This is a genomic window from Micromonospora sp. WMMB482, from assembly GCF_019038635.1.
Taxonomy (GTDB): domain Bacteria; phylum Actinomycetota; class Actinomycetes; order Mycobacteriales; family Micromonosporaceae; genus Micromonospora; species Micromonospora marina.
The window spans coordinates 1682724-1702406 of sequence record NZ_JAHOPD010000020.1; the positions used below are offsets into that span (position 1 = coordinate 1682724).

The window sequence follows — 19683 nt, forward strand, 5'->3', positions numbered from 1 at the left end:
CGGTAGCGTCTTCGCGTGACCGCCGACCAGAATCTCGACGCCGGCCTGCCGATCCGCCTGCTGCACGACCGCGTGCTGGTGCGTACCGAGGGCGCGGAGGGGGAACGCCGCTCCACCGCCGGCATCGTGATTCCCGCGACGGCCGCGGTGGGCAAGCGGCTGGCCTGGGCCACGGCGGTCGGCGTCGGGCCGAACGTCCGCGCGATCGTGGCCGGCGACCGGGTGCTGTTCGACCCGGACGACCGCTCCGAGGTCGAGTTGCACGGACGGGCGTACGTGCTGCTGCGCGAGCGGGACGTGCACGCCGTGGCGGCCGAGCGGGTGGAGACCGCCGCCGCCGGCTCCACCGGTCTCTACCTTTAGCCCCCACCTGCGGCGCTGTTTGCGGCGCTGCCCGGCGGGAAGCCCAGGCACCTCAGCGCGCCCTGGGGAGGGACACCATGCCGGTAGTGATCAAGAAGATCCTCGCCTGGGGATTCCTCGCGTTCCTGATCTACTTCATGGCGTTCCGGCCGGACGGGGCGGCGCAGATGTTCAAGGGCATCGGTGGCGCGCTGATGGCCATCGCCCAGGGGCTCGGCGACTTCCTGACCGGCCTGATGAGCTGACTGGCGCCCCCGGCGAGCCGACCGGCCTCAGCGCCCGGGGTGCCAGGGCGCGCCCGGGTCGTGCCAGCCGCTCGGGCCGTGCCCGGCACCGGGGCCGCCGTGCCAGCCGGCCGGGCCGTAGCCGGCCGGGCCGTGAACGCTCGGGCCGTAGCCGCCCTGGGGGAAGGCGGGCGGCTGGGCCAGCACCACCGGGATCGGCACCACCGGGTCGTCCGGCGCCTCCACCGGGCGCTGCGAACCGTCCGGGAACCGCAGGTGGTAGCGCTGACCGTCCCAGACCCCGACCGGCGCCTGCGGGTCACGACCGACGAAGAAAGACCGGTACGCGGTGATCGCGTCCAGCAGCTCCCGTTCCTCCCGTGCCGTCCGCTCCCGCTCCTCCGGCTTGCGGTCCAGCCCTCGGCGCATCCCGTCCCGCAGCAGCGCCAGGCGGGTCGCGGCGAACTGGTAGCCGCGCATCGCGCGTACCCCGCCGTCACCGGCGACCCGCCGCGCCCAGGTGCGCGCCGCGTGCCGCCGGCCCAGGCTGCCCAGCGCCGCCACCTCGGGCGGGGTGAGCCAGCCCGCGCGGACGTAGTCCGGCAGCGTCCGCTCGGTCAGCCGGCCCTCCCAGGCGCGCAGCCAGACCGCCAGCCCGACCATCGCGAAGAAGATCGGCACCATCACGCCGATGTAGCCGTAGAGCACGATCACGGTCTCCCCGGTGGCCTGGGCCAGCGAGGGCAGCAGGTTCCAGGTGCCGTGCAGGATCATCGCCAGCAGCAGCCCGGCGAGCGGCGCGAGCACCCGTACCCGCCGGTCGGCGGTACGCGCGGCGACGCCCAGCCCGACGCCGGTCATCGAGGTGAACAGCGGGTGGGCGAAGCCGAACAGCAGGATCCGGACGATGAAGATCGCGATCACCTGCTGCGCGCCGGTGGCCGGGCCGTACTGCTCCACGCCGGTGCGGTAGCCGTACCCGCCCAGGTAGAGGATGTTCTCCACCATGGCGAAGCCGACCGCGGAGAGCCCGCAGTAGACCAGGCCGTCGGTGATGCCGGAGAACTCCCGGCGCCGGAAGATCAGCACCAGGAGCGGGCCGGCTGCCTTGGTCAGCTCCTCGATGAACGGCGCGACCAGCACCGCGGTCAGCGCGGCGGGCAGCCCCCAGTCGTCGAACAGCCCCGCGGCCCCGGTGTTCACCAGCAGCGAGATCGCGGTGGAGACGAAGGCGCCCCAGGCGAAACAGAAAATCAGGTACTTCAGCGGCTCCGGCTCGTACCGGTCGAGCCAGAGGAAGCAGAAGACCAGCACCGGCACCGGCAGGACCGCCGCGATCACACCCACCAGCAGTGCCTCGGCGCCCAGGCTCTCGCCGAGCGTGAACACCATGAACAGCGCACCGGCCGCGATCAGCAGCACCACGCCGGCCAGCACCAGGAAGCGCCGCCAGCCGAGCCGGCGCAGCGGCATCCGGGGCGTCGGCGCCCCCGGCGGGGCGGCGGGCGCATGCGGTGGCGGCGGGGCTGCGCCGGGCGGGGTGTCGGCCATGCGGTCAGCGTAGTCACCCACGACCCACTGGTCCGGTCGCATCGTGCGGGCTATGCTCCCGGACAGGTCACGAGCGCCAGCGTCAAGCCCCGGCTTGCTGGCCGGCAACCCTCGTCGAGGTTCGCGGTGGGGTGCCCCGGGTGATGACCGGGCCCGGTGCCGCTCCGCGTGCCGGGCAAGCGCGGACCCCGTCCCGGCACCGCCTGGGGTCCCTGTGACCCGGGAGGCTCCGGCATGACCGTCACCCTCGTACCCTCGCTGCCCGTGCTGCCCGCGCCGGCCCGGCCCGACCCGCTCGGCGTGCTCGGCGTACCGGGGGAGATCAACCTGGACCACGCCGCCAGCGCGCCGTGCGCGCGGGCCGCGGCCGACGCGGTGGCCGAGCTCCTTCCCTGGTACGCGAGCGTGCACCGCGGCACGGGCGCGCTGTCACGGCGCTGCACACTGGCGTACGAGCGGGCCCGGCAGACGGTCGGCGACTTCCTCGGCGCCCGTTCCGACGATCACGTGATCTTCACCCGGAACACCACCGACGCGCTGAACCTGCTGGCCCGGGCGCTGCCCGCCGGCACCACCGTGATCACGTTCGGCGGCGAGCACCACGCCAACCTGCTGCCCTGGCCGCGCGGCTCGGTACGGCTGCCGGTGCCGGACAGCCCGGCCGGAGCGGTCCGGTCCCTCGCGGCGGCGCTCGGCGAACTCGCCCGGGACGCGCGGCCCGGCCTGCCCGTGCTGGTCGCGGTCACCGGCGCCGGCAACGTCACCGGCGAGTGCCTGCCGGTCGCCGAGCTGGCCCGGGTGGCCCATCGGCACGGCGCCCGCATCCTGGTCGACGCCGCGCAGCTCGCCCCGCACGCCCCGGTCGGCCTGACCGCGCTGGACGCGGACTACGTGGCGCTGTCCGGGCACAAGCTGTACGCCCCGTTCGGCGCGGGCGTGCTGGCCGGGCGCGCGGACTGGCTGGACGCGGCCCCGCCGTACCTGGCCGGAGGCGGAGCCACCAGCCACGTCGGCGCCGCGACGCACGAGGTGCGCTGGACGACCGGCCCGGCCCGGCACGAGGCCGGCACCCCGAACCTGCTCGGCGCGGTGGCGCTCGCCGCGGTCTGCGAGGCGCTCGGGGCGGCCGACCGGGACGCGCTGCACGCCCGGGAGCAGGCGCTGCTGGCGCGGCTGCGTACCGGCCTGGCCGCGTTGCCGGACGTGGTGGAGCTGCGCATGTTCTCCCCCGAAGCGCCCCGGGTGGGCATCGTCAGCTTCGTGGTCGCCGGGCGGGACTCCGCCGAGGTGGCCGCCCATCTGGCGAGCCGGCACCGGATCGGGGTACGCGACGGCCTGTTCTGCGCGCACCCGCTGACCCGGCGTCTGCTGGCCGAGGCCGCCGCCCGGACCGGCCGCACCGACCTGCCGGAGACCGCCCTGCGCGCCAGCCTCGGCCTCGGCACCACCGAGGCGCAGGTGGACGCCCTCCTGACCGCCCTGACCCACCTCCCCTAGCCCACTCCGCCCTCACCCGCCCGGCTCCGTCGATCATGAGGTTGACCGCCCCAGAAAGCGCTTTCCCGGCAGCCAACCTCATGATCAACGCGCCACTCGGGCCACCGATCAGCCAGGCGGGCGGGGTCAGCCGACGGGTGGGGCTGTGGGCGGGTGAGCGGCGGGGTTCCGGGCCGCGGGTTCGCCCTGGCGGTTCTCGCCGAACGCCTGCCGTACCAGCCGGTTCGCCTCCTCCTGCTCGATCCCGGAGGCCACCATCAGGTCGCTCGCCGTGGTACGCACCTGGGCGATCACGACGCTGCCGGAGAAGCCGACCCCCTCGGCGTACGCCCGCCCGGCCTCGCTCACCGCGCGCAGCGACCGTTCGCGGGCCTCCTGCGGCTCCTGCCCGGCGGCGAACTCCTGCCGGAGCAGGCGTACCGACTCGGCCAGGTGACCGATCGCGTCCGGCATCGGCTCGGGGACCGGTTCGGAGTCCTCGATCATGGTGACCGCACGGCGGATCAGCGTGCCGCTGTTGCGCATGGCCCGGTCGATCGGCTCGGCCGCCTCGGCGTAGTGGGTCAGCTCGCTGCGCCGGTGCCAGCGGGCCGGGGAGAGCGTGCTGGTCTCTTTCGCGCCCTCGATCGCCTCGGAGAGCGCGGCCAGTTCCTCCTTGTTCTCCCGCAGGCGGAACAGCGCCTGCTGGGCCGCGTCCCGGTCCCGGCTGCGCACCGCTTCGGCGCAGGCGTCGAGCTGGCCGGCGAGGAGGTCCAGCGCGGGCCGGGCGGCCCGGTTGATCACCCGTAGCGGGTTGAGCGGCAGCAGGATGGCGGTGACCAGCAGCGCGATGCTGCCGCCGAGGAGCGCGTCGATGAAGCGGGGGAACTCCAGGTTCTCCGTGGACGGGCTGAGCGTCACGATCAGCACCGCGGTGGCGGCGGCCTGGATGACGATGGCGACGCTCGCCCCGGCGAAGATGCTCAGCAGGATGGCCGAGGTCACCACCAGCGCGAGCTGCCACGCGCCGGTGCCGAGGAAGTAGATCAGCACGTCGCCGACGAGCACGCCGACCGCCACCCCGACGATCAGTTCGACGGTGCGCCGGAACCGCTGCCCGACCGAGGCGGCGAGCGTGCCGACAGCGGAGATCGGGGCGAAGACCGGCTGGGGGTTCTTCAGCACCCGGTGCGCGATCAGGTACGCCAGGCCGGCGGCGAGCCCGGCCTGCACCGCCAGGCCGAAGGCGGTACGGACCCGGTGCAGCCGGTCGTGCAGCGTGGCCTTGCCCCGGTGCCGCAGTTCCTCCATCGCGGAGGCGATCCGCTGCCCGTCGCGGTCCACCAGCCCGTTGGGCAGCTTGCCGCGACGCAGGAACTTGAGTCGTCCGTCCCGGGCCATGGCCGGTACTACCCGTACCGCCCCGGCTGAATCCCTCCGCCCGGGCCGGAGTGGGGCAGACTGCACCCGATGGACGACCTGACGGCACGCTGGCGCGACACGGCACGGGCGGCGGGCGCGACCGATCCGGCGGGCGTCGACCGGGCCGGCGCCCGGCTCCTGGCGGGCTGGCGGGAGCCGCACCGGCGCTACCACGACGAGGGGCACCTGCGGTCGGTGCTCGACGTGGTCGACGCGTACGCCGGCCTGGCCCGCGACCCGGACCTGGTCCGGCTGGCGGCGTGGTGCCACGACGCGGTCTACGACCCGCGCGCGGCGGGCGACGCCAACGAGCGGGCCAGCGCCGACCTGGCCGGCGAGCTGCTGGCCGCCGCCGGGCTCCCGGCCGCGACGGTGACCGGGGTACGCCGTCTGGTGCTGCTCACCGCCGGCCACGTGGTCGGGCCGGACGACCCGGACGGCGCGCTGCTCTGCGACGCGGACCTGGCGGTGCTGGCGGCCTCGGCGGAGCGCTACGACGGGTACACCGACGCGATCCGCGCCGAGTACGCGCACGTGGCCGAACCGGACTTCCGCACCGGCCGGGCCGCGGTGCTGCGGCACCTGCTCGCCCTGCCGGCGCTCTACCGCCTACCCGAGCCGCACGCCCGCTGGGAGGCTCCGGCCCGGGCCAACCTGTCCCGGGAGCTGGCCGCGCTCACCTGAGACGCGGTGCTTCGGGCGGCGCAGACCGGCGTCCCGCAGCAGGCGGACGATCTCCCGCGGAGGCACGACAGTGGCGCCGAGCCAGACCGCCGCCCGGAACCGCTCGGCGGGCACGTCGTAGTGGTCCCGGTCGAAGCCGCGCCGGGGCGCGCCGAGCATCTCGGCGAACACGTGCAGCTCGGCGTACGAGACGTCGCTGATCAGGTGCGACCAGAGCCGGCCGCGCCAGGGCACGGCGGGCGGGTCCAGGTAGAGCACGGCAACAGACGGTACGCCGGTAGCCTTCCCGGCATGGCCGCCCATCCCCTCCTCGACGACCTGCGGGCCGCGCTCGGCGACGCCGCCGTGCTGACCGACCCGGATCTGCTGGCCGGACACGCGCGCGACGAGGCCGACCTGTGCGACTCGGCCACCCCGCTGGCGGTGGTACGCCCCCGTGACACGGATGAGGTGGTGGCTGTGGTCCGGGCGGCCGGGCGGCACGCCGTACCCGTGGTGCCGCAGGGCGCGCGGACCGGGCTGGCCGGCGCGGCGAACGCGGTCGCCGGCGCGGTGGTGGTGAGCACGGTGGCGATGGACGCGGTGCGGGAGATCGACCCGGTCGGCCGGATCGCTGTGGTGCAGCCGGGCGTGGTGAACGCGGCGCTCGCCCGCGCGGTACGGGAGCGGGGCCTGTGGTATCCGCCGGATCCCGGCTCCTGGGAGTCGTCCACCATCGGCGGCAACGTGGCCACCAACGCCGGCGGCATGTGCTGCGTGAAGTACGGCGTGACCAGCGAGTACGTGCTGGGCCTGGAGGTGGTGCTCGCCTCCGGCGAGGTGCTTCGCACCGGGCGGCGTACCGCCAAAGGGGTCGCCGGGTACGACCTGACCCGCCTCTTCGTGGGCTCGGAGGGCACGCTCGGCGTGATCACCGAGGTGACTGTGGCGTTGCGCCCGGCCCCGGAGGAGTCACTGACCCTGGTCGCGGTCTTCCCCACGGTGGCGACGGCCGGTGGCGCGGTCGCCGGGATCGCCGAGCGTGGCCTCACCCCGAGCCTGCTGGAACTGCTGGACCGGACGCATCTGCGGGCGATCGAGGCGTACCGGCCGATGGGTCTGCGCACTGATGCCGAGGCGCTGCTGCTCGCCGCGGTCGACACCGGCGCCCGGGCCGCCGACGACCTGGCCCGGCTGTCCGAGGTGTGCATCGCGGCGGGCGCCGACGAGGTCTACGCGGCCACCGACGCGACCGAGGCCGCGGCCCTGCTCCAGGCCCGGCGGCTGGCCCATCCGGCGATGGAACGGTTCGCGGCGGAGACGTTCCCGGGCGGCAACGGCGGCCTGGTCATCGACGACGTGGCGGTGCCGCGCGGCCGGCTGGCGGAACTGCTCGACGGGGTGGCCCGGATCGCGCAGGCGTGCCAGGTGCCGATCGGGGTGGTCGGTCACGCGGGCGACGGCAACATGCACCCGAACATCGTCGTCGACCGGGCCGACCCGGGCAGCCTGGCCCGGGGGCGGCGGGCCTTCGACGAGATCATGCGGCTGGGGCTGGAACTGGGCGGCACCTGCACCGGGGAGCACGGCGTCGGGCTGCTCAAGCGGGACTGGCTGGCCCGCGAGATCGGCCCGGTGGGCGTACGCGTGCACCAGGCGATCAAGGCGGCGCTGGACCCGGCCGGGCTGCTCAACCCCGGCAAGGTGATCTGAGTCAGCCCTTGTCCTCCGCGGGCGTGGCCTGGGTGACGAGCAGCAGCACGTCGTAGGCCACCTTCGGCTTCGGCTCACCCGGGCAGTCCTGAATGGTGACGGTCAGGTCCGGCGGCACGAGCAGCGTCGAGGTCAGCACGCCGATGCAGCCCTGCTTGTAGCCGCGGGCCTCGTCGGTCTCCTTCCCGATCGCCGGGTCCGCGAGCATCCGCTGGAGCCGCTGGGACTGCTCCGGGCTCAGCCTGCCGGTGGCGTCCACGCCGTCACCGGCGCAGTCGCGGCACTGCCAGCGGCCGGACGGGTCCACGTCCAGGTTGCGGACCGGGCCGTCGCCGAGCCGCTGCACCAGGGACACGCGTCTGCCGTCCGGTGTCGGGCTCGCCGTGCCCGCCGCTCCGGGTGTGGTGGTGCCCTCGGCCCGGCCGAAGGAGCAGCCGGTCAGAGCCAGCAGGCCGACGACGCACAGGGCGGGGACGCGCAACCAGGACGGGCGAACCACGCCCGGAAACCTACACTTCCGTAGGTAGCGCGCACCAGCGGCCGAGCGGCTCGGGTCGGGGATCGCCTACCTGGGGGAGGCCGGAAGTTCGACGCCCGGCCCGTCGGTGCCCCGGTCGGCCGCGAATCCGCGCACGTCGGGCGCGCCGAGGCGGGCCGCGTCGGCCGCGATGTCGTCCGGCATGAGCTGGGACTCCCGTTCGGCCAGCACCCGCGCCCGGTAGTGGGCGACCTCCCGGTCCCGGGTCGCCGCGTCCCAGCCGAGCACCGCGCCCATCAGCTCCGCGGCGTGCTCCGCCGACTCCAGGCCGCGGTGGCTGGTCTCGATCGAGATCCGGGTACGCCGGGTGAGCACGTCCTCCAGGTGCAGCGCGCCCTCGGCGCGGGCGGCGTACGTCACCTCGGCGGCCAGGTATTCCGGCGCGCCCGCCAGCGGCGAGCCGAGCAGCGGATCGGCGTCGACCAGGGCGAGCAGGTCGAGCGTGAGGGTGCCGTAGCGCTCCAGGAGGTGCTCGACCACGCCCACCGCCACCCCGTGCCGGCGGGCCAGGTCGGCCCGGTCCCGCCACATGGCCGCGTACCCGTCGGCGCCGAGCAGCGGCAGGTCGGCGGTACGCGAGGAGCGGACCCGGCCGAGCCGGTGCATCGCGCGGTCGACCACGTCGGAGGCCATCACCCGGTAGGTGGTGTACTTCCCGCCCGCGACCAGCAGCAGGCCGAGCATCGGCTCCACCACGGCGTGCTCACGGGAGAGCTTGGAGGTGGAGTCCGCCTCGCCGGCCAGCAGCGGGCGCAGCCCGGCGTAGACGCCCTCGATGTCGGCGGTGGTCAGCGGCCGGTCCAGCACGGTGTTCACCTGCGACAGCAGGTAGTCGATGTCGCTCGCGGTGGCCGCCGGGTGGGACCTGTCGAGTTGCCAGTCCGTGTCGGTGGTGCCGATGATCCAGTGCCCGCCCCAGGGGATCACGAACAGCACGCTCGTCGCGGTACGCAGGATCAGGCCGGTCTCGCCGACGATGGCCGAGCGGGGCACCACCAGGTGCACCCCCTTGGAGGCCCGGACCCGCAGCTTCGGGCGCAGCCCGACGTCGTTGAGCATCCGCGACATGTCGTCGCTCCACACGCCGGTGGCGGCGATCACGGTGCGCGCGCGTACCTCGAACTCGGCGTCCGGCGAACCGGCGGGCGCCTCCAGGTCGCGGACCCGCACGCCGGTGACCTCCCGGGCCTGGCGGATCAGGCCGACCGCGCGGGCGCTCGTCACCACAGTCGCGCCGAGGCTCGCCGCGGTACGGGCCAGCGTCACCACCAGGCGGGCGTCGTCGACCTGGCCGTCGTAGTAGCGGATCGCGCCGGCCAGCTTGTCCGGGCGGAGGCTGGGGAAGATCCGGCGGGTGCCCTCGCGGGTGAGGTGCCGGTGCAGCGGCATGCCGCGCCCGCCGCCGAAGACCCCGGCGAACGCGTCGTACGCGGCCACGCCGAGGCCGTAGTAGGAGCGGCGGAAGAACCGCCGGGGCAGGTCACGCGCGCCACCCTCGGCAGGGAGCGGCACCAGGATCGGCACCGGCCGGACCAGGTGCGGTGCGAGCCGGGTGGCGAGCAGCCCGCGCTCGGTGAGCGCCTCGTGCACCAGGTGGAACTCCAACTGCTCCAGGTAGCGCAGGCCGCCGTGGATCAGCTTGCTGGACCGGCTGGACGTGCCGGCGGCGTAGTCGCGTGCCTCCACCAGGGCGACCTTCAGCCCTCGGGACGCGGCGTCGAGCGCAGCGCCCGCTCCGGTCACGCCACCGCCGATGACCAGCACGTCGAACCGCTCCGCCCGGAGCCGGCGCAGGTCGTCGGCGCGGCGCTCGGCGGAGAGCCGGCCGGCCGTGGATCGGGACACACTCGGGTCACGCACCAGTCCACGGTAACCGTCCCGGGCGCACGGCGACACGGCCCGGCCGTACCGTGATGACCATGCTCACCGGTCCGCCGCTCGCTTCCGTACCGCCGCCTCCGCGGGAGACCGGTCCGTGGCCGGTCGTCGCGGCGGCGGCGACCGGGGTGTGGATCGTGCTGGTCACCGTGCCGGGCCAGATCACCGGCTGGCTGGTCGACCAGGTGGCGCTGGTCGTCGGCGCGGCCCGGCCGGTGGTGGGCTGGCCCGTGGTCGCGGTGGCCACCGTGCTGCTGGCCGGCGCTCCGGCGCTGGCGTTGGCGCTCGCGCCCCGCTCCCCCGCGTTGCGGGCGAGCGGCCGTGCCTGGACCGCCGCCGTGGTCGCGCTCGGCGCGACCACGGCGCTGCGGACGGTGCCGCCGGTGCACCACGAGGCGTACCTGGCCGCGCTCGCGATGACCGCCGCGGTGCTCGCGCTCGTCGCCGTCCGTCTCGGCCGCGTCCGGCCACCGGTCGTGGTGGACGCGGTCGCGGCGGGCCGGTTCGGGCCGGTGTCGCTGCTGGCGATCGCGGCCGGACTGGCCGTGCTGCTGCCGTGGGTCTGGGTGGGCGCGCTGGGCGGGGCACTGGAGACGCTGCTCGCGGGCCTGGCCGCCGCCGCGCTGGGCGCGCTCGCCGGGGCGCTGCTCGGCGCCGGTTTCTGGGCCGCGTTCGGGCCGGGTCCGGCCCGGCTGGTGCTCGTCGGCGGTCTGGTCGCGGGTGTGGCGTTGACGCCGCTCGCGGCCGGCGCCGGGCAGTCGGGCGTGCAGTTGCCGGCGCTGTTCCTGCTGCCGCCGCTCGGCTTCGTGCTGGCCGCGCTGGAGGCGGCGGCCCGCCACGCGGGCCGCCCGGCCGGGGGCGCGCCGGCGCGCCTGCTGGTCGGGCTCGCCCTGCTGGGGCCGCTCGCCTTCACCGACCCGGAGGAGATCAGCCTCCTGCTGTCCGCCACCCGCGACGTGCCGTTCTGGGTCGCGGCGGGCACCGGCGTGGCGTTCGCCGTCGCGGTCCTGCTGGCCGTCGGGTACGGCGTGCTGCTCGCCCGGTCCCGCGCCCGCGCGCCCCGGCGCGGTCCGGCCGCGCTGGCCGCCGCCGCGCTGCTCGCCGCCGTCGCCGTGGTGTACGTCGTCCCCGGCCGGCCGGGACTGTACGGCGAGCGGCTGCTGGTGGTGCTGCGCGAGCAGGCCGACCTGACCGGCCTGCCGGCCGGGACGCCGGGCCGGGCCGGGCGGGACGCCCGGGCGACGGAGGTCTACCGGCGGCTGGTGGCCACCGCCGACCGTACGCAGGGCGACCTGCGCCGCACGCTGACCGGGATGCGGCTGAACCCGACGCCGTACTACCTGGTGAACGCCATCGAGACGGACGGCGGGCCGGCGGTGCGGGCCTGGCTGTCCAGCCGTCCCGAGGTGGCCCGGGTGCTGGTCAGCCAGCGAGTGCGCCCGCTGCCCGCGCCCGCCCCGCAGGCGCGCGGCGACGCGCCGGCGCCGGCCGGGCCGGCCTGGAACGTCTCGCTGATCGGCGCGGACCGGGTCTGGTCCGAGCTGGGCGTCACCGGGTCCGGCGTGGTGGTGGGCAGCTCCGACTCCGGGGTGGACGGCCGGCATCCGGCGCTCGCGGGTGGCTTCCGGGGCGGCGAGGACTCCTGGTACGACCCGTGGGAGGGCCGCCGCGCCCCGGCCGACCGGGGTGGCCACGGCACGCACACGCTCGGCAGCGCGGTGGGCCGGGACGGGATCGGCGTGGCGCCGGGTGCGAGCTGGGTCGGCTGCGTCAACCTGGACCGCAACATGGGCAGCCCGGCCCGCTACCTCGACTGCCTCCAGTTCATGCTGGCCCCGTTCCCCGAGGGCGGGAACCCGCTCACCGACGGCCGTCCCTCGCGCGCCCCGGACGTGCTCACCAACTCGTGGGGCTGCCCGCCGGTGGAGGGCTGCGACCCGGGGGCGCTGCGACCGGCGACCGCCGCGCTGACCGCGGCCGGCATCCTGGTGGTGGCCGCGGCCGGGAACACCGGCCCGACGTGCGGCTCGATCGCGGACCCGCCCGCGCCGTACCGGGACGTGCTGACCGTCGGAGCGGTGGACCGGCAGCGGCGCGTCACCCGGTTCTCCAGCCGCGGCCCGGCGCCGGACGGCCGGGCCAAGCCGGACCTGGTCGCCCCGGGCGCCGCGGTGCTGTCCGCGATGCCGGGCGGCGGGTACGCCACCCTGGACGGCACCTCGATGGCGACGCCGCAGGTCGCGGGTGTGGTGGCGCTGATGTGGTCGGCGAACCCGGCCCTGGTCGGGGATCTGGAGCGGACCCGGTCGATCCTGCGCGACACCGCACAGCCGGTCACGCCGCACGCCGGGGCGGACGCCTGCGGCGGACCACAAGACGCCTCCGGCGCCGGCCTGGTGGACGCGTACGCGGCGGTGCGGGCGGCCCGGCCGGCGGCGGCCGGTTAACAACCCTGTCCATTGGTCTCCTGATGCCCTAGGGTCGGCGTCCATGGACGTGGAGATCATCGAGCTGGGCCGGGAGCGGCTGCCCGAGGTGGTCGAGCTGTGCCGGCTGTCGTTCGACCTGCCGGAGGACGCGGCCGAGGCGTCGGCTGTGGTGGTCACCGTGTCGGAGCGGGCCGCCTCCGACCGCCCGGTGCTGCGCCTCGGCGCGGTACGCGACGGCGTGCTGGTGGGCGTACTCGTCGGGTCGCTGTCGGCGGCCGATCCGCGCCTAGGCCACGTCGACCTGGTCGCGGTGGCGCCCAGGGAGCGCCGCCAGGGCGTGGGCGGGACGCTGCTGACCGAGGCGGAGAGCCGGCTCGGCGCGCTCGGCGCCGCCGAGGTGCTGCTCGCCGGCAACCCGCCGCACTACGCCTGGCCGGGCATCGACGTGCGCTACACCCCGGCGGTCTGCGCCGCCCTGCGGCTCGGCTACCGGCAGGACCGTACTGCCTGGAACATGACCGCCGAACTGACCGAGGGGTCGGCGGCGCTGCGCCCCACCGGGGCCGCCGAGCAGCGGCTGGCCGGGCGGGGCGTGACGGTACGCCGGGCCGGCTCCGACGACCTGCCGGCGCTCGCCGCGTTCGCCCGGTCCACGTTCGGCGGCACCTGGGACGGTGAGCTGGCCGGTTCGGTGGGACGGCCGGAAGCGGGTGTGCACCTCGCCGAGCGGGACGGCGAGATCCTCGGGTTCGCCGCGTACGGGTCGGCGCGGCCGAGCTGGTTCGGCCCGATGGGCACCGCGCCGGCGGCGGAGGGCTCCGGGATCGGTGGCGTGCTGCTGCGCCGCTGCCTGCGCGACCAGGCGGCCGCCGGGATCACCGCGGCGCAGATCGGCTGGGTGGGGCCGGTGCCGTTCTACTCGAACGCGGCAGGCGCCCGGATCGAACGGGTGTTCTTCCTCTACCGGAAAGCCATCAAAGGTGCATAGACGTCAATAGCGCCATTCGACCTCCTTCGCCATCGACCGGGCTCTACGGTCGGAGCAGAGGAGGCGGTGCATGACCACGAATGACGAACGGGCCGAGGATCCGGCGGCGGCCCGGCGCCCGTCCGACGAGCTTCCCGGCCGGCGCCCGTCCGACGAGCTTCCCGGCCGGCGCCCGTCCGACGAGCTTCCCGGTCAGCTCCCGTTCGACCGGCTCGACGTCGGCGACGCCGAGCAGCTCGCCGAGCTGACCGGTGGCGACGGGCCACCGGTCGAGGAGCCGCGGCAGCCGGTGGACGAGCCGAGGCGGCTCCCACCGCCGTACGACCGGGCACACAAGCGGCGCAACCAGCGCCCGCTGCCCACCTGAGCCGGACACGCGGAAAGGGGGCGGACCGCTGACGCGGCCCGCCCCCTTTCGGCGTACTGGGTGGAGCTGGACTCAGAAGTCCATCTCCCCGCCACCCGGACCGGCCGGGGCGGCCGGGTTCTTCTCCGGCTTGTCCGCCACGACGGCCTCGGTGGTGAGGAACAGCGCGGCGATAGAGGCCGCGTTCTGCAGCGCGGAACGCGTCACCTTGGCCGGGTCGATGATGCCCGCGGCCAGCAGGTCCACGTACTCGCCGGTCGCGGCGTTGAGGCCGTGACCCGGGTCGAGGTTGCGGACCCGCTCGACGACGACGCCACCCTCCATGCCGGCGTTGACGGCGATCTGCCGCAGCGGGGCGTCCAGCGCGATCTTGACGATCTGCGCGCCGGTCGCCTCGTCGCCGGCCAGGTCCAGCTTGTCGAAGGCGGTCTTGCCGGCCTGCACCAGCGCGACGCCACCACCCGGGACGATGCCCTCCTCGACGGCGGCCTTCGCGTTGCGGACGGCGTCCTCGATGCGGTGCTTGCGCTCCTTCAGCTCGACCTCGGTGGCCGCGCCGACCTTGATCACCGCAACACCGCCGGCCAGCTTGGCCAGACGCTCCTGCAGCTTCTCCCGGTCGTAGTCGGAGTCGCTCTTGTCGATCTCGGCCCGGATCTGGTTCACCCGGCCCTGGATCTGCTCGGCGTCGCCGGCACCGTCGACGATGGTGGTCTCGTCCTTGGTCACCACGACCTTGCGGGCGCGGCCCAGCATCTCGAGGCCGGTCGCGTCCAGCTTGAGGCCGACCTCCTCGCTGATGACCTGGCCACCGGTGAGGATGGCGATGTCGGTCAGCATGGCCTTGCGGCGGTCACCGAAGCCCGGCGCCTTGACGGCGACCGACTTGAAGGTGCCACGGACCTTGTTGACCACCAGGGTGGCCAGGGCCTCGCCCTCCAGGTCCTCGGCGATGATCAGCAGCGGCTTGCCCGACTGCATGACCTTCTCCAGGATCGGGAGCAGGTCCTTCACCGACGAGATCTTGCTGTTGACGATCAGGATGTACGGGTCGTCGAAGACGGCCTCCATACGCTCCGGGTCGGTCATGAAGTAGGCGGAGATGTAGCCCTTGTCGAAGCGCATGCCCTCGGTGAGCTCAAGCTCCAGGCCGAAGGTGTTGCTCTCCTCGACGGTGATGACACCTTCCTTGCCCACCTTGTCCATCGCCTCGGCGATGATCTCGCCGACGCTGGGGTCGGCGGCGGAGATGGAGGCGGTGGAGGCGATCTGCTCCTTGGTCTCCACGTCCTTGGCGAGCTTGAGCAGCTCCTCCGAGACGTTGGCCACGGCCGCCTCGATGCCCCGCTTCAGGGCCATCGGGTTGGCGCCGGCGGCCACGTTGCGCAGACCCTCACGGACCAGGGCCTGGGCCAGGACGGTCGCCGTCGTCGTGCCGTCACCGGCGACGTCGTCGGTCTTCTTCGCGACCTCCTTGACCAGCTCGGCGCCGATCTTCTCGTACGGGTCCTCGAGCTCGATCTCCTTGGCGATGCTCACACCATCGTTGGTGATGGTGGGGGCACCCCACTTCTTCTCGAGCACGACGTTGCGGCCCTTGGGGCCGAGGGTCACCTTCACGGCGTCGGCGAGCTGGTTCATGCCCCGCTCGAGGCCGCGGCGCGCCTCTTCGTCGAACGCGATCATCTTGGCCATACGGCGTTGTCCTCCTGGACACTCACGGGCCACCCGGATACCCGGATGGGCCGTCTGGTGTACGCACCTTGGGGACGTCGCCACCTGGCGACGACGACGTCTCCTCGGTCGGGCCGGACAGCCCGCGACGACCGGCCTCGTACCGCTCCGGCGTCCCTTCGGACACCGGCGCGACCGTGGCCCTACCGCCCCGACCTTCTGGCACTCACCGTACGCGAGTGCCAATGACTTGTTTAGCACTCTCCCTAGCCGAGTGCAAGCACGACAGCCCCGCTCAGCCGAGTTCCGCCGCCAGCCGGGCCGCGTTCACCGGGCCTTCCTGAGCCCGCTGTTCGGCGTACGTGACGACCAGCCCGACCTGCTGCGCCAGGTAGGCCGGGGCGGCCAGCAGGGCGCCGGACACGGCGAACGCCACGGCGCCGATCGCGGTGCCGACGGCCTTCATCGGCTCGACGCCGAACACCGCCCCGCTGATGCCGCCCACGACCGCGTCCAGCACCGTCGCCGCGAACAGGACCGCCATCACCAGCGCGACCCGGCCCAGCACCATCCCGAACCGGCTGTGGAACATCCGCCACGCCCGCCCGACCGGCTCCCGCCGCTCGAACAGGTAGACCGGACCGAACAGGGCCAGCGCGAACGCGGCGTAGAGGCCGGGCAGCAGGCAGAAGCAGGCACCCAGCGTGACCAGCAGCGAGACCAGGAGCGTCCAGCCCCACAGGCCGAGGGCGCGGCGCAGCCCGTACCGGAAGGCGGCGCCGAGTCCGGTCGGCTCGCCGGCCGCCTGGCGGGTGACCACCCAGGTGCCGGCGGCCCAGCCCACCGCCTGGAGCAGGCCGAAGATCAGCCCGGCGGACAGGAGCACGCCGTAGAAGGCGAACATCTGCCCCCAGAAGCCGGCCGGCAGCACCGGCGCGCCGTCCGGGGCGGTCGCCAGCTCGCCCTCGGGGCTGAAGACGAGCGTGAGGACACCGATCACCGCCGCCGGGACGACCTGCGTGAGCAGCACGATCGGCAGCAGTTGCCGCCAGCCGCGCCGCAGCGCGGCGGTGCAGCGGGCGAACCAGGGACCGATGCCCGCGTGCGGCGGGTTGACGAGCGGATCCTGCGGGTCGATGCCGGGATACCAGCCGGCGTACGCCCCGGGACCGGCCGGCACCGGATACACCGCGCCGGGGACCGGATAGGCCGCGCCGGGCATCGGATGGCCCGGGTACGCGGGACCGCCCCAGCCCTGCGGCGGAGTTCCCTGGGCGTTCCAGCCCTGCGGCGGAGTGCCCGGCGGCACGTTCCAGCCCTGCGGGGTGGGGCCGGGTGGGGCGTCACCCGGCGCGGTCCATCCGGGCGGGGTCGCCGGGTTCGGGGTGCCGGGCTGCGGGCTGTCGTACTCCGGGACGATCGGCACGGGGCCGGTATGACCGGCCCACGGGTCGGCGCCGGACGCACCGGAGGCGGGCGTGCCGCCTCCGGTGGTCCCCGACGGTCCCGGTGCCGGCCCGGCGGCAGACGGCGGGGGCGCGGTCGGGTCGGCCGGAGGGCCGGACGCCGCCGGCTCGGTGGAACCCGACGGGGGCAGATCGGACATGGGCCCTCCTCAGCGACTACGGCTGGAACGGCTCATGATCTTCCATGCTGGTCGGCCGTAACGCAGCCCCGGTCCGGGGTCCGGTCACGGGAGCACCGCCCGCCGCAGATCAGGCGATGACGCGGACCCGCTCGGCCTGCGGACCCTTCTGCCCCTGCGCGATCTCGAACTCGACGCGCTGGCCGTCGTCGAGCGCCTTGTAACCGTCCATCTCGATCGCGGAGAAGTGGACGAAGACGTCCTGCCCGCCGTCGACGGCGATGAAGCCGTAGCCCTTTTCGGCGTTGAACCACTTCACGGTGCCCTGTGCCACGGTGCACTTCCTCACTCTACGCGGCGTTCCAACACCCGGAGACCGGCGGACCGGCACCGGCGGCGCACCGGCCCAGCGATCGGTAACGCTGAATTCGGTGACCGAAATCGCACGCTACACGAGGCGTGACGACCGCGCACGACCACAAATCGGGCATATTCGGGGGTGGCCGGGCCTGTCGCACACCCCCCGCGCGCCGTCCGGTATGCATGCGGCATGACCAGCGTGAGCACCACGACCACCGTCCACCGGGTCCGGCCGACCGACGCCGCCCGGATGCGGGCGCTCCGGCTGGAGATGCTGGCCGACTCCCCGCTGGCGTTCCTGGAGACGGTGGCCGAGGCCGCCGCCCGGCCGCACACGGAGTTCGCGGCCCGGGTCGCGGCCGTCTCCCGGGGCGACCACAACGCGCAGTTCGTGGCCGATCCGGGCGGGCGCCTGGTCGGCCACGCCGGCGGCGTCGCCGCGCCGGACGAGCCGGGCCTGACGCTCGTCTACGCGGTCTACGTGACGCCGGCCCGGCGGGGCAGCGGCCTGCTGGCGGCGCTCGTCGACGAGGTGGCGGCCTGGTCGTGCGCCTGCGGACGGCCCGAACTGATGATGGAGGTGGTGGTCGGCAACGACCGCGCCTACCGGGCCTATCAGAAGCTGGGCTTCGTGGACACCGGGGTACGGGTGCCGCACCCCCGGATCACCGGCCTGTACGAACTCCAGATGCGCCGGCCGGCCTGAGCCCGCGCGCCCCGCGCGTTAACAAGGGGCCCCTCCTCTACCGGAGGCGTTAAGAAGGGGCCCCTCCTTCTCAGACGTGCCGGCGGCTCTGCACGATTCGGAACCGGTTGGCCACGTACGCGCCGTCGGTCAGCGCCGAGTTGGCCGCCGCGTTCGCGCCGGAGCCGTGGAAGTCGGAGAACGCCGCCGACTGGTTGACGAACACCCCGCCGGTCAGGTTGCAGGACAGGTGCACCCCGGCGTCGATCGCCGCCGCCTCGGCCGCGTCCAGCACCGCCTCGTCGGTGGAGTAGACGCCCGCGGTCAGCGCGCCCTTCTCCCCCACCGTCTCGCGCAGGATGCGCAGGCTGTGCTCGGTGGAGTCGGTGGCGATGGCGAACGAGATCGGCCCGAACCACTCCCGCGAGTAGGTGGCGGTGTCGGACGCGTCCAGCTTCACCACGGTCGGCGTACGCACCACCGCGCCGGGGAAGGACGGGTGCTCGACGGTGCGCGACTCCAGCACCGGCTCGCCGACCTTGGTGACCTCCTCCAGCCGCTCCAGCACGCCGTCGTTGACGATCGCGCCGGTCAGCTCGACGCCTCGGGCCGGGTCGGCGGTCAGCTTGGCGACCGCGCCGGCGATCCCGGCCGCCACCTCGTCGAAGCTCTTGTGACCCTGGTCGGTCTCGATCCCGTCGCGCGGGATCAGCAGGTTCTGCGAGGTGGTGCACATCTGGCCGCTGTACAGCGTCAGCGTGAAGGCGAGGTTGCGGCAGAGCCCGGCGAAGTCGTCGGTGGAGTCGATCACCACCGTGTTCAGGCCGGCCTTCTCGGTGTAGACGGCGGCCTGCCGGGCGTTCGCCTCCAGCCAGTCGCCGTACTCGGTGGAACCGGTGAAGTCGACGATCTTCACGGCCGGGTGCAGGGCCAGCGTGGTGGCGAGCTTCTCGCCGTCCGTCTCGGGGGCGAGCTGCACCAGGTTCGGGTCGAAGCCGGCCTCGGCGAGCACCTGGCGGGCGTACTTCACGGTGATCGCCAGCGGCAGCACGGCGCGCGGGTGCGGCTTCACGACCACCGGGTTACCGGTGGCGAGCGAGGCGAACAGACCGGGGTACGAGTTCCAGGTCGGGAACGTGTTGCAGCCGATGACCAGCGCGACCCCGCGCGGCACCACGTGGAACGTCTTGGCCATGCGCAGCGGGTCGCCCTTGCCGGCGGCCTTCTCCCAGCCGGCGGTCCCCGGGTGGCGGGTCATCTCGGCGTACGCGTAGGCGACCGCCTCCAGCGCCCGGTCCAGCGCGTGCGCGCCACCGGCCTGGAACGCCATCACGAACGCCTGACCGCTGGTGAACTGCACCGCGTTCGCCAGCTCGAACACGTTGCGGTGCAGCCGGTCCAGGATCTCCAGGCAGACACCGGCCCGGGCCTGCGGGCCCGCGTCGCGCCAGGCGGGCAGCGCGGCGCTCGCGGCGGACACCAGCTGGTCGGCGCCCGCGTGCGGGTAGCGCACGTCCAGCGCCACCCCGAACGGGCTGACCTCGGTGGCCACGCCGGTGCCGTCTGCGGCCTGGTCGAGCGGGAAGTCCCCGCCCAGGTACGCCTCGAAGGCGGCCTTGCCGTCGGCGGCGGCGCTCTCGCCGTACACCCGGGGGCTGGGCGACTCGGGGTAGGCCGACCAGTACCCGCGTTCCGCGATGGCGGTCAGCGCCCGGTCGAGGGTCTCGCGGTGCCTGTCGTACAGGGGGTGCGGGGTCTCCGTCATGC

The 19683-nt window shown here is 74.5% G+C and carries 18 protein-coding genes and 1 riboswitch; of the genes, 9 read left to right on the plus strand and 9 right to left on the minus strand.

What is annotated here, in order from left to right:
• Window positions 1-15: 15 nt before the first annotated feature.
• Together KSK32_RS08805 and KSK32_RS08810 are read left to right on the plus strand one after the other, a co-directional pair.
• Window positions 16-363, plus strand: coding sequence for a co-chaperone GroES (locus KSK32_RS08805; RefSeq protein ID WP_216930214.1), 348 nt, complete (start codon window positions 16-18; stop codon window positions 361-363).
• Between the two features lie 77 nt (window positions 364-440).
• Window positions 441-608, plus strand: a complete 168-nt coding sequence (locus KSK32_RS08810) for a hypothetical protein (RefSeq protein WP_018787977.1) — start codon at window positions 441-443, stop codon at window positions 606-608.
• Window positions 609-635: 27 nt separating this feature from the next.
• On the opposite strand, the gene KSK32_RS08815 is transcribed toward KSK32_RS08810, so the two are convergent.
• Window positions 636-2180 (minus strand): PrsW family intramembrane metalloprotease, encoded by a 1545-nt coding sequence (locus tag KSK32_RS08815; RefSeq protein WP_216930220.1) that lies wholly within the window; start codon window positions 2178-2180, stop codon window positions 636-638.
• Window positions 2181-2203: 23 nt separating this feature from the next.
• Window positions 2204-2326: riboswitch (SAM riboswitch) on the plus strand.
• Between the two features lie 46 nt (window positions 2327-2372).
• Between KSK32_RS08815 and KSK32_RS08820 the strand changes: the two genes are divergently transcribed.
• A complete protein-coding gene (locus KSK32_RS08820) occupies window positions 2373-3635 on the plus strand; it encodes an aminotransferase class V-fold PLP-dependent enzyme (RefSeq protein ID WP_216930221.1) in 1263 nt (420 codons plus the stop codon).
• Between the two features lie 126 nt (window positions 3636-3761).
• On the opposite strand, the gene KSK32_RS08825 is transcribed toward KSK32_RS08820, so the two are convergent.
• Window positions 3762-5015, minus strand: coding sequence for an aromatic acid exporter family protein (locus KSK32_RS08825; RefSeq protein ID WP_216930222.1), 1254 nt, complete (start codon window positions 5013-5015; stop codon window positions 3762-3764).
• 69 nt (window positions 5016-5084) lie between these two features.
• Between KSK32_RS08825 and KSK32_RS08830 the strand changes: the two genes are divergently transcribed.
• Window positions 5085-5720 (plus strand): metal-dependent phosphohydrolase, encoded by a 636-nt coding sequence (locus KSK32_RS08830; protein ID WP_216930223.1) that lies wholly within the window; start codon window positions 5085-5087, stop codon window positions 5718-5720.
• On the opposite strand, the gene KSK32_RS08835 is transcribed toward KSK32_RS08830, so the two are convergent.
• Window positions 5646-5978, minus strand: a complete 333-nt coding sequence (locus tag KSK32_RS08835; protein ID WP_216930224.1) for a DUF4031 domain-containing protein — start codon at window positions 5976-5978, stop codon at window positions 5646-5648. The two genes, KSK32_RS08830 and KSK32_RS08835, sit on opposite strands and share 75 nt — an antisense overlap.
• A 33-nt stretch (window positions 5979-6011) precedes the next feature.
• On the opposite strand from KSK32_RS08835, the gene KSK32_RS08840 reads away from it, so the two are divergent.
• On the plus strand, window positions 6012-7412 hold the full coding sequence (locus KSK32_RS08840; RefSeq protein WP_216930225.1) for an FAD-binding oxidoreductase: 1401 nt from the start codon (window positions 6012-6014) through the stop codon (window positions 7410-7412).
• A gap of 1 nt (window position 7413) precedes the next feature.
• Here the strand turns inward: KSK32_RS08840 and KSK32_RS08845 are convergent, their stop codons facing one another.
• Together KSK32_RS08845 and KSK32_RS08850 are read right to left on the minus strand one after the other, a co-directional pair.
• Window positions 7414-7911, minus strand: a complete 498-nt coding sequence (locus KSK32_RS08845; RefSeq protein WP_216930226.1) for a hypothetical protein — start codon at window positions 7909-7911, stop codon at window positions 7414-7416.
• Between the two features lie 66 nt (window positions 7912-7977).
• Window positions 7978-9795: a glycerol-3-phosphate dehydrogenase/oxidase gene (locus tag KSK32_RS08850; RefSeq protein ID WP_216935932.1), complete on the minus strand. Its 1818-nt coding sequence runs from the start codon at window positions 9793-9795 to the stop codon at window positions 7978-7980.
• A gap of 68 nt (window positions 9796-9863) precedes the next feature.
• Here KSK32_RS08850 and KSK32_RS08855 point away from each other — a divergent pair, with 68 nt between their 5' ends.
• From KSK32_RS08855 to KSK32_RS08865, 3 genes are all read left to right on the plus strand, one after another.
• Window positions 9864-12275: a S8 family serine peptidase gene (locus KSK32_RS08855; protein ID WP_216930227.1), complete on the plus strand. Its 2412-nt coding sequence runs from the start codon at window positions 9864-9866 to the stop codon at window positions 12273-12275.
• A 43-nt stretch (window positions 12276-12318) separates the two neighbouring features.
• On the plus strand, window positions 12319-13245 hold the full coding sequence (locus KSK32_RS08860) for a GNAT family N-acetyltransferase (protein ID WP_216930229.1): 927 nt from the start codon (window positions 12319-12321) through the stop codon (window positions 13243-13245).
• Window positions 13246-13315: 70 nt separating this feature from the next.
• Window positions 13316-13612: a hypothetical protein gene (locus KSK32_RS08865; RefSeq protein WP_216930230.1), complete on the plus strand. Its 297-nt coding sequence runs from the start codon at window positions 13316-13318 to the stop codon at window positions 13610-13612.
• Window positions 13613-13684: 72 nt separating this feature from the next.
• Here the strand turns inward: KSK32_RS08865 and groL are convergent, their stop codons facing one another.
• The 3 genes from groL to KSK32_RS08880 all read right to left on the minus strand — a co-directional run bounded on the left by groL (window position 13685) and on the right by KSK32_RS08880 (window position 17205).
• Window positions 13685-15307: a chaperonin GroEL gene (groL, locus tag KSK32_RS08870; protein WP_216930231.1), complete on the minus strand. Its 1623-nt coding sequence runs from the start codon at window positions 15305-15307 to the stop codon at window positions 13685-13687.
• 274 nt (window positions 15308-15581) lie between these two features.
• Window positions 15582-16712: a hypothetical protein gene (locus KSK32_RS08875; RefSeq protein WP_289256521.1), complete on the minus strand. Its 1131-nt coding sequence runs from the start codon at window positions 16710-16712 to the stop codon at window positions 15582-15584.
• A gap of 289 nt (window positions 16713-17001) precedes the next feature.
• Complete coding sequence (locus KSK32_RS08880; RefSeq protein ID WP_013288855.1) at window positions 17002-17205, minus strand: cold-shock protein; 204 nt, start codon at window positions 17203-17205, stop codon at window positions 17002-17004.
• 216 nt (window positions 17206-17421) lie between these two features.
• On the opposite strand from KSK32_RS08880, the gene KSK32_RS08885 reads away from it, so the two are divergent.
• Complete coding sequence (locus KSK32_RS08885; RefSeq protein ID WP_216930240.1) at window positions 17422-17937, plus strand: GNAT family N-acetyltransferase; 516 nt, start codon at window positions 17422-17424, stop codon at window positions 17935-17937.
• Window positions 17938-18007: 70 nt separating this feature from the next.
• On the opposite strand, the gene paaN is transcribed toward KSK32_RS08885, so the two are convergent.
• Window positions 18008-19681: a phenylacetic acid degradation protein PaaN gene (gene paaN, locus KSK32_RS08890; protein WP_216930242.1), complete on the minus strand. Its 1674-nt coding sequence runs from the start codon at window positions 19679-19681 to the stop codon at window positions 18008-18010.
• Window positions 19682-19683 lie beyond the last annotated feature (2 nt).